This is a genomic window from Mesorhizobium sp. WSM4820 (assembly GCF_055811075.1).
In genome coordinates, this window is the sequence record NZ_JBVVQN010000007.1 from 142,605 (window position 1) to 157,429 (window position 14,825).

The 14,825-nt window shown below is 58.4% G+C and carries 13 protein-coding genes and 1 pseudogene; 7 read left to right on the forward strand and 7 right to left on the reverse strand.

What is annotated here, in order from left to right; genetic code table 11:
• Window positions 1-104: 104 nt before the first annotated feature.
• Genes AC0L2R_RS13765 through AC0L2R_RS13775 form a run of 3 tightly spaced genes read left to right on the forward strand, consistent with a single transcriptional unit; the run spans window position 105 to window position 3,089 of the window.
• The gene (locus AC0L2R_RS13765) at window positions 105-1,088 is read left to right on the forward strand and encodes a class I SAM-dependent methyltransferase (RefSeq protein WP_473509533.1); all 984 of its coding nucleotides are present in this window, start codon (window positions 105-107) and stop codon (window positions 1,086-1,088) included.
• A 25-nt stretch (window positions 1,089-1,113) separates the two neighbouring features.
• The gene (locus AC0L2R_RS13770) at window positions 1,114-2,073 is read left to right on the forward strand and encodes a glycosyltransferase family 2 protein (RefSeq protein WP_473509535.1); all 960 of its coding nucleotides are present in this window, start codon (window positions 1,114-1,116) and stop codon (window positions 2,071-2,073) included.
• 26 nt (window positions 2,074-2,099) lie between these two features.
• Complete coding sequence (locus AC0L2R_RS13775; RefSeq protein ID WP_473509537.1) at window positions 2,100-3,089, forward strand: hypothetical protein; 990 nt, start codon at window positions 2,100-2,102, stop codon at window positions 3,087-3,089.
• Here the strand turns inward: AC0L2R_RS13775 and AC0L2R_RS13780 are convergent.
• The gene (locus AC0L2R_RS13780; RefSeq protein ID WP_473509736.1) at window positions 3,076-3,324 is read right to left on the reverse strand and encodes a hypothetical protein; all 249 of its coding nucleotides are present in this window, start codon (window positions 3,322-3,324) and stop codon (window positions 3,076-3,078) included. The genes AC0L2R_RS13775 and AC0L2R_RS13780 overlap by 14 nt on opposite strands.
• Before the next feature lie 106 nt (window positions 3,325-3,430).
• Complete coding sequence (locus tag AC0L2R_RS13785) at window positions 3,431-3,577, reverse strand: hypothetical protein (protein WP_473509539.1); 147 nt, start codon at window positions 3,575-3,577, stop codon at window positions 3,431-3,433.
• Window positions 3,578-3,598: 21 nt separating this feature from the next.
• Between AC0L2R_RS13785 and AC0L2R_RS13790 the strand changes: the two are divergent.
• Window positions 3,599-3,827: pseudogene (locus tag AC0L2R_RS13790) on the forward strand (transposase); the annotation flags it as partial.
• 26 nt (window positions 3,828-3,853) lie between these two features.
• Here the strand turns inward: AC0L2R_RS13790 and AC0L2R_RS13795 are convergent.
• The 4 genes from AC0L2R_RS13795 to AC0L2R_RS13810 form a co-directional block, all read right to left on the reverse strand.
• Window positions 3,854-5,299, reverse strand: a complete 1,446-nt coding sequence (locus AC0L2R_RS13795; RefSeq protein WP_473509541.1) for a lipopolysaccharide biosynthesis protein — start codon at window positions 5,297-5,299, stop codon at window positions 3,854-3,856.
• Between the two features lie 788 nt (window positions 5,300-6,087).
• Window positions 6,088-7,311, reverse strand: a complete 1,224-nt coding sequence (locus tag AC0L2R_RS13800; RefSeq protein WP_473509543.1) for a class I SAM-dependent methyltransferase — start codon at window positions 7,309-7,311, stop codon at window positions 6,088-6,090.
• A complete protein-coding gene (locus tag AC0L2R_RS13805; protein WP_473509545.1) occupies window positions 7,308-8,561 on the reverse strand; it encodes a class I SAM-dependent methyltransferase in 1,254 nt (417 codons plus the stop codon). The genes AC0L2R_RS13800 and AC0L2R_RS13805 overlap by 4 nt, the downstream gene beginning before the upstream one ends.
• Window positions 8,562-8,571: 10 nt before the next feature.
• Window positions 8,572-8,700 (reverse strand): hypothetical protein, encoded by a 129-nt coding sequence (locus AC0L2R_RS13810; RefSeq protein ID WP_473509547.1) that lies wholly within the window; start codon window positions 8,698-8,700, stop codon window positions 8,572-8,574.
• Window positions 8,701-9,235: 535 nt separating this feature from the next.
• Between AC0L2R_RS13810 and AC0L2R_RS13815 the strand changes: the two genes are divergently transcribed.
• Complete coding sequence (locus tag AC0L2R_RS13815; protein WP_329608778.1) at window positions 9,236-9,655, forward strand: PIG-L deacetylase family protein; 420 nt, start codon at window positions 9,236-9,238, stop codon at window positions 9,653-9,655.
• A gap of 34 nt (window positions 9,656-9,689) precedes the next feature.
• Window positions 9,690-11,969, forward strand: a complete 2,280-nt coding sequence (locus tag AC0L2R_RS13820; RefSeq protein ID WP_473509549.1) for an FG-GAP repeat domain-containing protein — start codon at window positions 9,690-9,692, stop codon at window positions 11,967-11,969.
• A gap of 207 nt (window positions 11,970-12,176) precedes the next feature.
• On the opposite strand, the gene AC0L2R_RS13825 is transcribed toward AC0L2R_RS13820, so the two are convergent.
• Entirely contained in the window at window positions 12,177-13,517 is a 1,341-nt protein-coding gene (locus tag AC0L2R_RS13825; protein WP_473509550.1) for a nucleotide sugar dehydrogenase, read from the reverse strand.
• 324 nt (window positions 13,518-13,841) lie between these two features.
• Between AC0L2R_RS13825 and AC0L2R_RS13830 the strand changes: the two genes are divergently transcribed.
• A complete protein-coding gene (locus tag AC0L2R_RS13830; protein ID WP_027153593.1) occupies window positions 13,842-14,804 on the forward strand; it encodes an NAD-dependent epimerase/dehydratase family protein in 963 nt (320 codons plus the stop codon).
• Window positions 14,805-14,825 lie beyond the last annotated feature (21 nt).

Genomic DNA, 14,825 nt, shown 5'->3' on the forward strand with positions numbered 1-14,825 from the left:
TGAACTCGGCCCGAGAAGCCCACGCCTTTCCCCGCCGCGACCTTGACCTCGCATTCTGCGACGCATGCGGATTCATATTCAACAGGGCCTTTGACGAGACGATCATGGGTTACTCGACCAATTTCGAGGAATCCCAGCATTTTTCCAGCACCTTCAACAGTTTCGCGAAAGGACTTGCACGCGAGATTGCACAAAAATGTGCGATAGCCGGCAAGCACGTGTTGGAGATCGGCTGCGGCAAGGGTGAATTTCTCCGCGAACTTTGCATATCGGGCGGCTCCACCGGGCTCGGTATTGATCCAGCCTATCGAGCCGACAAAGGCCGCAATGATGAGTACGGCGACGTCAAGATCATCGTCGACTATTTCGGACCGGACTACCAGCATCTCCAGGCGGATACGGTCCTCTGTCGCCACACGCTCGAACACGTCAGCTCGGTGTCGAGTTTCGTGCGGCTGATCCGCAAGATGATCGGCAAAAGGACCCAGGATTGGGCGGTCTTCGAGACGCCTGATGCAAAACGTGTGCTCGTGGAGAGCGCGTTCTGGGACATTTACTATGAGCATTGCTCCTATTTCAGTCCTGGCGCGCACGCACGCCTGTTTCGCCAGGAAGGTTTCGACGTTACTGATCTGGAGCTCGTCTATGACAACCAGTACATCGTTCAGTACGCCCGGCCCTCAGCCGGCCGGACGATGCCGAGACTACCGCTCGAGCACGATCTGGAAGTGATGCACCGTTTGGCGGAAACCTTTCCCGCTCGCGTGCGTGCGGTTCAGGATTTCTGGCAGGAGCGCATCCGCGCCGCATACGCCGCCGGCCGGCGGGTCGTCCTGTGGGGCGGCGGCTCCAAGGCAGTGTCGTTCCTGACGACCTTGCAGCTTGGAGACGAAGTCTGGGCAGCAGTCGACATCAACCCATACAAGCAAGGCAAGTTTACGCCCGGGACCGGTCACCCGGTCATCGCGCCAAGCGACTTGTTGGACGCTCCCCCTGATCTCGTCATCGTCATGAACCCGATATACGTGAACGAAGTGGCGCAATCCTTGGTTGCACTGGACCTGCGGCCGGAAGTTGTCGCGGTCTGACGTCCACCCCAGAAGGAGCCTGGAAATGGAACATTCCAAGTCGCCAAAGGTATCCCTTGGTTTACCCGTCTACAACGGCGAGAATTTCCTGTCCGATGCGATTCAGTCGATCCTCGAGCAAGATTTCGGCGATTTCGAACTTGTCATCACCGATAATGCTTCGACGGACAGGACAGCGGATATATGCTTGGAATTTGCGCAGCGGGACAGGCGCATACGCTATGTCCGAAACGTTCGCAACCTGGGAGCCGGTGCCAATTTCAATCGAGCGTTCCAACTGAGCACAGGCGAATATTTCAAATGGTGCGCGCACGATGACCGCTTGAGCAGTGGTTTCTTGACAGACTGCGTGCGTGCGCTTGACGCGAATGCCCGCCACGTCATTGCCTACCCGCGACTGCTGGGGATCGACGAAACTGGTCAACTGACTTCCTATGTCGAAAGGGTGCTGCCGGACATGGGAGGATCGACGCCCGCATCCCGCTTCCGGTTGATGGTTGCTGCGCACGGTTGGGATGCTGCGATGTTCGGCCTCTGGCGCCGGGCGTCGTTAGCTAAAACGACACTGCACGAGCCCTACTACGGTTCGGATTGTGCGCTTCTGGCCGAGATGGCTCTTCTCGGGACGTTTGTTCATGCGCCCAGCGCGATACTATACAGCCGTGATCATCCGACGCGCTCGGTGCGATTGCCAAGCTCCGAGCGACTGGCTTGGCAAAATCCTGGTGGCTCCACGGCGAATGCCTTTGAGTTGTCGAGGCGGATAAAACACCTCGTCGCAATTGCCTATCGGCACAGGCGCAAAGCACCGTTGGGCATGACACTGCTTCATCTGGTTGCGTGGATCTTGCATCCGCTGCTTATCGCGAGACTGTTCCTGGAACTTGTAGGCGCTGTTTCTCCGCAGCTTCGTACCAAGCTCCGCGGCGCTGGCTTGGGAGCGCTGAAGCGCATTGATGCCGCGTCCAACCGATCGCCTGTCTAGAAACGTGACCCGCCGGGAGGCCTTGTATGAACCTTCGCCAAGTCACGCCCGCGGCCGCAGCAGTGTCAGCCTTCCGAAAATTGCCAGAGGGTTCGGGCAAGAGAAATCTGGTGATCGTCCGGGCGGGGCGTAGCTCTTTGCATGCCGGCTGGACTGAGGGGGCGGGCGACGCCGACTTCGATCTTCTCGTCGCCGCCTACGAGGCTGGCGTCTCCCATGGACAGAACGATTTCAGTGTATTTCTCCCGGGGCGCAAGATCGCCGGCTATCATGCCTTGTTTCAATGCTACCCCGAAATTGTGACGCGATATGATCTCATTGCACTGATCGACGATGACATCGAGACGACGAAGCTGGACTTGAATCGTCTGTTCGCCATCGGCCGCCGCTATAAACTTGATCTGTTTCAGCCAGCACTGTCTTGGGACAGCTATTTCTCCTACGCAGCGACGCTTGTCAGCGGCAAGCGATACTTGTTGCGATATACCAACACGGTCGAGATGATGTGCCCGGTGTTCAGCGCCAGGTGCCTGCAAACGGCGTTGAAATTGTTCGGGCTCGGCTACGAGACGGGAATAGACCTTCTTTGGACCCGCCTGACTGACATGCCTTGGTTGCGGTACGCCATCGTTGACGATGTCGTTGTAAGACACACGCGGCCGGTCGGGACAACAAAGTCGCTTCAAGGTTTCGCCGCCAACGAGCCTTATGACGTGCAGATGGATGCTGTGCTCAAGAGGTTCGGCGCTGCGTTTCGCGGGTTCGTAACCTATGCAGCGGTGGACCGGCGCGGGCAGCTCATCCGGTCTCGCTTTCTGATCGGCCTTAACTCCCTGTCCCTTTGGCGGGCGCTGTCCAAGACGCCACTTAGATGGCCGCAGTTTATGCGCCGCTCGACCGACTATACGCGACACTGCTGGCTGAGGCCGGTCAACCTGCAACGGATCGACGTCGATGGAGTGATAAAGTCAGGCCATCAGCCGCAAAGGGTGGATCGCAGGATCAGGCAACGATGATATCGGGGGCAAGACCAAGCTCGTGTGCCGCCTGGGCAACTTCGTCTCGATACAGCGGGTTCATCACGATGATTGACCGCACGGGTCGGCCGCGCAGGCTCTCCGGCCCAACCACAGCTGTGCCTGTGCCTGGAGCAAAGCGCCCTTGCTTGTGCGGGTTGACGTCGACGAGAGCGCTTATCCGCGCTCGGGAACGACGTTGACGAAAGTGATGCCCTTTGATCCCGCACCCCAGACAAGGTAATGGGTAATCGCGCCACCAGGGGCGACTTTGTCGCGATAGTTTTGGTCGAAGCGGCGGACCAAGGTATCAATCCTTCCAGGGCTTGAAAGACCAGCGGTCATCCCGGTTTCGGGAGGCTTGCTTCGATGAAGAGATACTGGTCACGGTCGCGTCCCCACAGGTGGTGTAGCTCGGCGGTAGTGAAGCCGCTCGCGAGCGCGCCCTCGATAGCGCTGGAGCGAGCGAGCGGCTTTGCGGTGGTCATCAACAGAACCTACGCGCGCTCGTGGAGAAGACTCCGGAATTCCGATCTCTTGCGCGAGATGATTGGCTTTACCGCCGAGCGGCTGATGGAGCTGGAGGTTGGGGCCGCCACCGGCGCCGGCTATGGCGAGAAGAACCCCTTGCGCACGGCCCAGCGCAACGGCTATCGCGAGCGCGACTGGGAGACGCGCGCCGGCACCGTCGAGCTGCGCATCCCCAAGCTCAGGAAGGGCTCCTATTTCCCCGGGTTCTTCTAGAGGTCGCGCCCGACACCAAACTAGCCGCGAAGCCTGAGGAACAAGTCTCGCGCATTGAACAGGTCAGAGCGCACCAGCACGAAGAGAGCCGTACAATAGACAGCGGCTCCAAGGCCAATAGCGCTAATAAGAAGCGTCTCCTGCGCGGCGTGCTCAGGCGCGCTGCTTAGCCACGCGCTGACGGCGCCGAACATCAGGAGGGCGGCGAGAGCCAGTCGTGGGAAGATCTCAAGGGGTCTCAGCACGTCGATACGCGCGATGCGCTGAGCGTAGAAGAGGAAGACTGGTAGGAGGACCAGGCCGCAGGCTACGAGCGCCACCATCGTCATCTCAAGGCTGATCTGCGCAGTGACGGACAACAGCATCGTTGCGACAACAGAGTAGGCAATGTTCAACTTCAGGATCAACCTGGAGTGACCCATTGCAAGGATCGTAAACGCGCAGAGGCTGTCAATCGTGCGTTGCAGGCCCAGCAGCATGAGAATCTGGACAGCGACGACCCCGCTGGCCCATTGCGGGCCGAAGATAAAGGGAACCGCGATCGGTGCGATCGCGGCAAATCCGATGAATGCAGGAAACCCTGCTATCCCGGCGATGCGGACGGTCGTGTTGAAGAAACGGTCGATCTTTTCGGGTTGATCTTGAATCCGTGACACGGTGGGCATAGTGACAGCCATCAGCGGACTGAGGAATACTTGCACCAGAAGGTCGAGCGGACGACGGGCGAGAGCATAGACTCCGACCGCGTGGGGGCCGAGGAACGTGCCGAGTAGGACCTTTGGAATTTCCTCATTCAAAAAACTCCAAAAAGTCTGGACGATAAGCGGGCCGCCAAATCCTAATAGGTCACGAACCTTTGCATAGGAGAAGGTCAGACGGGGCCGCCAAGAACTGCCAACGAGAAGGACAGCGGTTTCCACAGCCGCTTTTGCAAGGTGCATCCAAATCATGCTCCATACGCCGAAACCGGCTATTACCAAGACGATGCCGAGTGTGCCGCCGACGACGGTGCCGGCAAGTGTACGCAACGCGAACAAGCGGAACTCGAGTTGGCGCTTCAACACAGCCGCAGGTACCGACGAGAGGGCCTGAATTACGACGACCACGCTGCTCCAGCGGATGAGATCTTCGAGAATGGGCTGTCCGAACGCTGCAGCAATCAAACCGGCAGACATCCAGATGAGCCCGCTAATCACTGCGCCGCTCGCGGCGAGAAGCCAGAAGGCCGAGTCAAAGTGTAAGGACTCAATTTTAGGGTGCTGAATGAGTGCCTCCGGTATTCCGATCGTGACCGGAACAGCAAGAATGACGGGTACAACCATGGAGAGGGCGGCGAGGCCGAATGCCTCAGGTCCGAGGTGCCTGGCCAATACGACAAAAATGGCAAACATGGCTGCTTGCCGCCCCCATGTTTCGACTGCTGTCCAAGCTGCGCCGCTGACAATCTTCGCGCCGATCGATGTCATCGCATGTCTCTTTGCCCGTTGGAGGACGGAACTGCGACCTTCGATCGCGCAGTCAAGGCTTTCCGTCTTCGTCTCACGGCTGCGCCGTTAGCGATCTGGCCTGGTCTACGTGAATAAAAAGGAGAGCCGTCGATCTCTCTCCGGCCATCGTTTATCGAGCTGGAATCTCGCGAACGCAGAGTCGTCGCGGGACACAGATGGCGTTTCGCATGTTTGCTCGTCATTCTATTCCACCATCCACAAGCACGCATGGCTGAGGATGCTGTGGTTAGCGAGGAAGGGTGGCTGCATCCAGTTCTTATTGGTCATAGGCAGCTCCTCTGGAAATCCTCTTTGTAGCGCAATCAAATTAGGCGGTGTTGGCTGATATCCTGATGATATCGCTGCGGCCGCGTTGCCGGGATTCGAATTCGTTCGAGTGCATCTTGCAAACCTTACGCCGGAGCGTGGGAACGTAAACGTCCCCAAACGACGTATGTCTTACGCACCCGTGGCAGTTTGGTGCAGTCCGATTACCGATGGACCATCCCGCGTCCCACACGCCCATCCGCGCAGGCGATCAAGAAGCGCCTCTTTCAGCGCTGGCTGATATTCAAGGGCAAACGAGGTGCGCCGCGGCAATCAAAGTGAGAGCGCCTCTCTGCCAGATTGTCGGGCTATAACGTGGCGAGAATGTCCGATGACCCTTGGTGGAATGGCCATGTTGATCTCGACCGGCACGGTCATTGGACTGTATCCCCCACCAATCCCGTTCTGCGCTTTCGTGCCGCCGCGGTTGAATTGAACTTTCATGCAACCGCAATCTCGGGTGTGAAGCCGAGTTCCGCTACGAGACTGGTGATCTCCTCGCGGTAGAGCGGGTTCATGACGATGATTGATTCGACTGGCTGGCCGCGCAACGCCTCCGGAGCAAGGATCGGAGTGCCGGTTCCTGGCGCAAAACGACCTTGCTTGTGCGGATTCACATCGATGATCGCGCGGATCCGATCGGCGCCTGGCACCACGTTGACGAATGTAATGCCCTTCGATCCCCCTCCCCAGACGACGATCTGCTGGGGATTGCGTCTCGCGATGTAACCACCCAATCGCTCGATCTTGTCGCGATAGGCGCGCTCGAAATCGCGGACGAGCATCTCGATTTCGCGGCTGTCAACGGAAGTAGCGTACTTGGGGGCAGCCGGCCGCGCCTCAATGTAAAGATACTGGTCGCCGAAAGACGTCCCTGCATCCAGCACTCGAAAGCCAGCCATCTCGAACGCCGCGTTCAGCGAAGCTGGCGTGAAATAGGAGGCGTGCTCATAAATGAGGTCCCAGATTCCCATATCCCGGAGCGTGTAAAGGACATTCGGGACTTCAAAGAAGAACACCGTCTCCGGTGCGATGCCCGGATGGGCGCGAAGGGCGCGCAGGAATTTCACCGGCTCGGCGATATGTTCGAGAACCTGGCGGCATACCACCAGGTCAGGACGCAGATCCGCGTAGGAATCGCCGAACCAGTCTTTGATAAATCGTACTCCAGGGACCGCGTCCCCCCGGTTGTCCTCGAAGCTCTTGTCGAAACCGATTCCCTGCGCACCGCTGATCAAGCTTAGCCGCTTCAGGAAATCCCCCTTGCCGCATCCAATATCGACGATCGTCTTCCCCGAGAGCGCGTAGGTCCTGCTCAGGCGCTCGGCCAGCGTTTCAACAAACGCCACGAAACGGGGGGAGTAATGAAGCGAATTCTCGTAGCTTTGCGTATAACCGATGCGATTTTCCTCGAATGAGGCGTTGAAGACGTGCGTGCAGCCGAGGCAGAAGGTAGTCGCAAATCTGCCGGTCTGTGCCGCGCGCGCCGATGCCGCGTCCGCACAAAGCGCGTTGCAGAGCAGGGGCAACGCTTCGAATAGCACCGAATTGAGCAGATTTCGCTGACCGCAGACCAAGCAATCGGTTCGAATGGAACCCGTCGACTGCGTCGGTCCATCGGCTTTCAGGCAAGCTATCTGTGCGCGGTCCGCCTGTTTTGTCATATGATTCTCGGCGTTGGGACGGGGAGGATGAATTTTCCGCCGCGTGCACGATACTCGGCCTGTTGATCGAGAATTTCGTCTACGAAATTCCAAGCAAGGAGAAGCACGTAGTCGGGTTGCACCTCGAGAAGCGCTTCAGTCGAGCGGATCGGCAGGCGCTGTCCGGGCATATATTTGTTGTGTTTATAGACGTTGCGATCCACGACGAAGTCCACGAGGTCGCGTCCGATGCCGACGGTGTTAATCAGCGTTGCTCCCTTGGCTGCCGCTCCATAGGCGGCAATCGTGGCACCCTGCGACTTTAACCGGCGTAAGAGCGTGGAAAGATCGCGCTTCAGCGCGTCGACCTTGGTGGAGAAATCGCGGAAATAGCCGATCGCATCGATCCCGCGCGAGGCTTCATGGGCAAGCTGGTCCTTTACTGTCGCACCCACGTTCTCGCGCGATTCCACATAAAGGCGCAGCGAACCGCCATGGATTGAAAGGTGCTTGACCTCATTGAGGTAAAGCCCGTGGCGGCGAAAGAGCTTATCCAGTGCAGTAACTGAAAAATAGCAAAGATGCTCGTGATAGATCGTGTCGAACTCACAATGTTCGATCAAAGGTTCGACATAGGGTGCCTCGATAACCGCCACACCGTCATGCTTGAGAAGTCGGGCAATTCCTGCCACAAATCCGTTGGTGTCGGCCACGTGGGCGAGCACGTTATTGGCATGGATAATGTCCGCGCGCATGCCTTGCGCGCGCAGCGTTTCAGCGACATCGCGGGTGAAGAATGCACAGCGCGTGGGCACGCCGACCCTCTCGGCAGCGGCGGCAGGTCCGTCGGCCGGATCAATTCCGAGCACCCGAATTCCCGCCTCGACGTAGTTCTTCAGCAGATAACCATCATTGCTCGCCAATTCGATGACAAGGCTCTCCGGGCCAAGACCGCGGCGATTGATCAGATCAAGCGCATTCGCACGCGAATGCTTTAAGAGAGCAGGGGAGAAAGAGGAATAATATGGATAGGAATCGGCAAAAAGAATTATCGGATTCACCGTCTCGGTGATCTGGACGAGGCTGCAGTCTTTGCAGAACGCGACGCGCAGCGGAAAAATGGGCTCCGGTTCGCCGATGTCGCTGCTGGTGAGAAGGCGATCGGCCAGTGGCGTTTTACCGAACTCGAGAAACGTCTCAATGGCAGTTCCACCGCAAGATCGGCAGGCCCGCTCGGTTACCGACTTCGCATCTAGGCACATCATGTCCATATCGTCCCCCTTAGCCCGGCTCAGTCTGCTTTGGCCAGAACGGGAACGCGACCAGGTGCTCGTCCAGTTCGCAATCGCGGATCAGCTTTTTCACGTGGGCGATGCGCTTGAAGCGCTCCCCCTCGAACTCTTCAAGCAAGAGACCAACAGTGCCGAATGCCTCATAGAGCTGCGCGACGTCGCGTCGGGCCGTCCGTTGCGGCTTGAACGCGTGCAGGCTCTCTGTTCCTCGGCCAGCCGTGTCCCAAATCCGCCCGCGAGGATACCCACTTTCATAAAGTCTTCCCCACCAACAAACACACGTCTCGAACGTCCGTGAGTTCTGTTACCATGGGCGATCGGCGTTCAACAACGCGAGCGAACGGATGATGGAAGCGCACCAATGTGGACCTTTAGGCGGACCTTCAGCACCATGCTTGATAGTCAATTGCGACTGCGACTTAGGCCGTTTGAAGTAGGCGACTGGTCAGCGTCGGCTGTCATTGTTGCGCCGCATCCGGATGATGAGACGCTGGGTTGCGGTGGCGTTGCGGCCAAAAAGATTGCCTTGGGTGCCTAGGTCCGTTTTGGTTTTTGTCACCGATGGCGCCGCGTCCTCATCGCGACCTTAGGCATCCTGAAACCTTGCGGACGACACGCGAGGCCGGAGCCATAGAAGTGAAGTAGTTCATCGTCTGGGCGCATCATCCGAAAGTGTTACATTCTTACGACTTCCAGGCGGGGCGGCCAATCATCACGTTCATGCGATAACACATGCGGTCGTGTCGATGCTCAACACATGGCGGCCGCAGAGCGTTTTCGTGAACTATGCAAAGGATCCGACTTCCGATCATGTCGCCGTCAATGCAGCAGTTCGCGCGGCGCTTCGTGCTTATGGTCGCCCTGTTACGGTATTCGAGTATCCAGTCTGGATTGGTACCATTGCGTCGTCCACGCTCAATAGCCTCGCCTGTCTTGGCGATGTTATCGGCGTAATGCGGGAAGCGCTGGCGGCGCATGCGTCGCAGATGCAGCGCCTGGAGAACCAAGATGAATGGCGGACGCTGTCGGACTTGTCGGGGGGAGATTTCGTCGGGCGGTTGCTGGCCGACTAGGAAATGTTCACACGCTACGAAATCAACATTTAGCATGTTCGGCCGCCTGATCGCGGTCCTGATGATCGGCTACACCCTCGCAAGTTGCGAGGCCGCTCAGGGACAGGGACCTCCCGAAGAAATTCTACAGTCGGGTCTTGTTTTTGAACGCAAAGAGATTGCCCCCTATTCAGGAGACGTAAAGCTTGTTGGCGATATAGACGGCGACAGTCGACTGGATTTCGTTCTTGGCGGCTTCCCCGAGGATGCGATGTCTTGGTGGCGGTGGCCCGATCTGGTTCACACCGTAATCGCGAGGCCCCGCGTCGAGTTCACCACCGACGGAGTGCTTGCCGACATCGATGGGGACGGTGATCGCGACATCGTCACGGCCGATGGGCCCGATGCTGTCAATCTCGTCTGGTTCGAGAACCCGCGGCCGAATGGTAACCCGACCCACGGTCCCAGCTGGAAGCGTCGGGAAATCGGTGCAGTCGGCAGCTGGGGCAAAGACATCAAGGCCGCTGATTTCGACGGGGACGACCTCGTTGATATCGTCGTTCGAGCGCCTGGCGAAGTGATGATTTTCTTCCAGGAAAGCCCCAGCTCCTGGGCCCGCGTGGGCTTGTTCTTCAACCTTGGCGAAGAGGGAATGGCAATCGGCGATATTGACGGCGATGCTGATGTCGATCTCGTCCTGCACGGAGTATGGGCGTCGAATCCAGGCGCAGCGGCAGCACGCGATGCAGCACTATGGCGCAGCTACGAGCTTGGTCCGTTCAATCCTGCATTCAAGGCGCTCGTCACCGACCTTGACCAGGACGGCCGCGCCGACATTCTGACTTCAAGTTCCGAGCACACTGACGACGTTGCCTGGTTCCAGCCCCTCGCCGGACCGACGGGCCGCTGGATCCGCCATGTCATTCAGCCTTCTGTCGCGGGCGCCCATACGCTGCAGGCCGCCGACATGGACGGAGACGGGGACAACGATGTCGTTGTCGGGCAGATGCATACGACCGAGGAGCGCAAGCTCGCGATCCATTACAATGTCGACGGGCGAGGAACGCGCTGGGCCCGTCAAGTGATCGACGATGTGGGTCTCCACAACGGCGTCGTCGCCGATGTCGACAGGGACGGTGATTTTGACATCTATGGGGCGAACTGGGTGGGCAACCCGCCTGTCAGAGTGTGGATCAATCGGCTGGATCCGCCTGCATCGGTCCGCCTCGACCGCTGGACCTATCATCGCATCACGAACGGGCACGTCCGCTCCTTTGGGATCGCTTTTTCCGCCATGGATGGTGATGATCTCACTGACATCATCTCGGGTCCGTTCTGGTACCGTCAACCGTCCAAAGCCTGGAACACAGAATGGGAACGGACCCCGCTTGCCGAGGGTGTGGACGCGGTCGCAGCCCTGGATCTCGATGGTGACGGGCGCGGGGAGGTCATAGCACAGCGCGGCGGAGGTAGGGCGCTGCACCTGGTGTGGCTCCATGCCGAGGACATTGAAGCGCACCGCTTTGAAGAGCACGAGATCGGAGAGGTTCCCGCCGCCAGTCATGAGCTCGGCTCTCAGGGCCATGTGCTAGCCCAGGTCGTAAAAGGTGGGAAGCCGGAGCTGGCGGTCTCGAGTGGCGGTGGGGTTTTCTATTTTAAGATTCCTGACGATCCAACAGTCGAGCCATGGCCGCGCACCCGCATCTGCGCCGAAGCGTCTGATGAAGGGATCGCATTCGCCGATATCGATAGGGACGGTCTACTTGACCTTGTCGCCACGACCGGCGATGCAAAGACGGCCGCATGGTGGCGCAATCCGGGTGACGGCTCGCCAGACTGGGAGCTTCGGCATGTTGGAAAAGTTCCTGAAATGGTCTATCCCGACCGCGTCGCGGCCGCCGATCTTGATGGCGACGGACGTGCGGACATCGTCGTGACCGAGGAAAATGGCAAAGCCGACAGCGCTAAGGCGTATTGGTGGCACAACCCCGGCGACAGCTCCTCCGACTGGGAGCAACACGAAATCACCTCGCGCGGTTCCCTTAATAGCCTTTCAGTGTCCGATATGACTGGCGACGGCAGGCCGGATCTTATCATGGGCGAGCATCGCGGCGCACTTCGTCTCTCGAGCTGGCATAATCTGGGTGGGGGACGGTTCATCGAGCAGCTGGTCGGCGAAGGGATGGAAAGCCATCTGGGAGCAAGGACGGTCGATCTCGACGGTGACGGGGATCTCGACATTGTGTCGATCGCATGGGACGCATTCGAAGCGATCCATGTCTGGCGGAATGACGCGGTCGGCAAGGATGCTGATGGCGACCAAAAGGCCCGCTGACGAGGAGGGGTGAGCACCTGCCGGCGCCGCATGAACCGTAGCGAGCTCAGCCGGCTCCACCTGTTTGCACGGCTGCGCAGGCGCTCATGCCTCGACGCTCAAGTCCGGGAAAGTGCGATGCGCTGAATGAATTCAACCGCTCGACGTGCTAAACCATTCGACGTTGTCGCTAGCAGGTTCACCAAGCCAGTGCGCAAGTCGGGTCGCTCATGCCTTTACGACGTTGTCGGTGCGTGACTGACTACGCGCACACGCATTTCGGGTATCGAGCACCAGCTTTGCGTGCTTGGTGATGTTCTGCCAATCGATCGCATCGTGATCTGTCGAGATGACAACGGCATCATACGATGCCAAACTGCTAGCGCAGATATCCACAGAGGGGCGACCTGCTAGGTTGGCGTACTCTCTTGTTCCGGGTATCTCCGGTACGTAGGGGTCGTGGTAATCAACGACTGCCCCGCGTCGCTCCATGATGTCGATCAGCTTCAACGATGGGCTTTCTCGTGTGTCACCCACGTTTTTCTTGTAGGACATCCCGATCACCAAGATCCGCGAACCGCTCAGGCCGCGGCTCGCTCGCCGGTCCAAGGCCTCCACAAGGCGGTCAACCACATAATGCGGCATGTTCGTGTTGATTTCACCGGCAAGCTCAATGAAGCGTGTTGTTACTTCGTACTCTCTTGCCTTCCAGGTCAGGTAGAATGGGTCGATCGGGATGCAGTGCCCGCCGAGGCCGGGGCCTGGATAAAACGCCATATATCCGAACGGCTTGGTCTTGGCGGCTTCGATCACCTCCCAGACGTCGATGCCCATCCTGTCAAAAATCACCTTTAGCTCATTGACCAACGCAATGTTCACAGAGCGGAATATGTTCTCGGTCAGCTTCACAGCCTCTGCCGTTGCGGTGGAGGCCACGGGAACGGTTTGCACAATGATCTGATCATACAGCTCCTTGGCAACTTGTAGGGACGATGGGTCGTCGGCGCCTATCACCTTTGCAACTTTGGCGGTGGTGTGTACGTCGTTGCCTGGGTCGACCCGTTCGGGCGAATAGGCGAGAAAAAAGTCCTTTCCTAGAGAAAGATTCGTCGCCTCGAGCAGCGGCTGCACGACCTCACGCGTCGTTCCTGGCCAGGTCGTCGACTCCAGGACGACAAGTTGACCAGGGCGCAGCCGCTCCGCGATCGCACGTGCGCTGTTTTCGACGAACGAGAGGTTCGGCTCCCGGTTTTTGGTAAGCGGCGTTGGCACCGCTATCAAGATCGCGTCGGGTTCGCCTAGGTCGGCGAAATCGCTGGTGGCGCGAAACCGCTTGCTGTCGACAGCCACTTTGATGGCAGCGCCAGGCAAATGATCTATGCCTGTTTCTCCGCGGTTAAGAAGTGCAACCCGAGACGCGTCAATGTCGAACCCGATGACTTTGAACCCCGCGTCCAGCGAGATCATGGCGAGCGGCAGACCAACGTAGCCGAGGCCCATGATGCCAATGGTGTAGTCCCGCGTTCGGATGCGGTTAACCAGTTCCTGAAGGTCTGGAGCAGTCTGCATGGGATGCTGGCAACTTTCGCTTCAATGTCGACAATAAAGGATCGCCTCAATTACCGCGGGGAAGCAGTTCACAGCAATCAGCAAAATGTATGCGCTTAGCCAACCCCAGAGCTGAAAACAGCACGGATTGCACCATTGGGAGAACAGCCGAAATGCTTACCCCAAGCCACGTTGTCAAATAAACCTGGCGCTGCCACATTTAACTTTCAAGCGACGTCCGAAAGGATCTGGGAGCCACCTTCGCTCGCGAGAGCGAAGATGTCGCGTTGGCGAAGGGACGCACCCTGCGTCAGTCGATTAAACTGTTCGGTTGAGGTGGGGAATATGACGCAATCGATCCTGGTAACTGGTGGAGCGGGCAATATCGGCAGCGCCCTCACTCGCGCGTTGGTCAAGCTACCTCAGACCCAGGTGGTCGTCGCTGACAACCTGTCGACCGGTAGTCGAGACAAGGTACAAATAGACGCGGGCAATCTGACCGTAGTAAAGGCGGATGCGAACGATTTCGACGACATCTCATCGTTGTTCTACCGCTTCCATTTCACCCACGTCTTCCACTTCGCAGCCGTGGTCGGTGTGCAGCGGACTTTGGCAAATCCGTTGCTCGTGCTGCGCGACATCACCGGTATCGAGAACGTGCTGAGGCTATGCAAGAACACCGGCGCCGAGCGTGTCTATTTCGCTTCGTCATCGGAGGTATATGGCGAGCCTTTCGAGATTCCTCAAAACGAGAGCACCACGCCGCTTAACTCTCGTCTGCCGTATGCAGTGGTGAAGAATCTTGGAGAGGTCTATCTGCGCACTTTTCAGCGTGAGTTTGGACTGCCATTTACCATTTTTCGCTTCTTCAACACCTACGGACCACGTCAGAGCGAGGATTTCGTTCTGCCGCGATTTGTGCGTGCCGCCCAGCGCGGCGAGCCCCTGACGATTTACGGGGACGGTTCGCAGACCCGCACCTTCTGCTATGTCGACGACACGGTTGACGCCTGCATCGCGGTTCATCGAACGCGCGCGCACGAGAACGAAGTGATCAACGTGGGCAGCGACGTGGAAATGAGCATTCGACAGCTGGCCGAGTTTGTCATCGAAGTGCTGGGCTCGTCATCGAAGTTGGAATTCCGACCGCCCCTTGCGGAGGGCGACATGACGCGCCGCTGTCCTGACACGAACAAGATGAAAGCTATATTGAACCGTCCCCTGGTGCCGCTCGAAGAGGGCATTCGCCGCCTCGCCGACCACCTCTCCCGACCGGAAGACCGCCCTGCACTTAGAAGAGTCGCCTGAACGAGCTGACGGTGGGGAGTG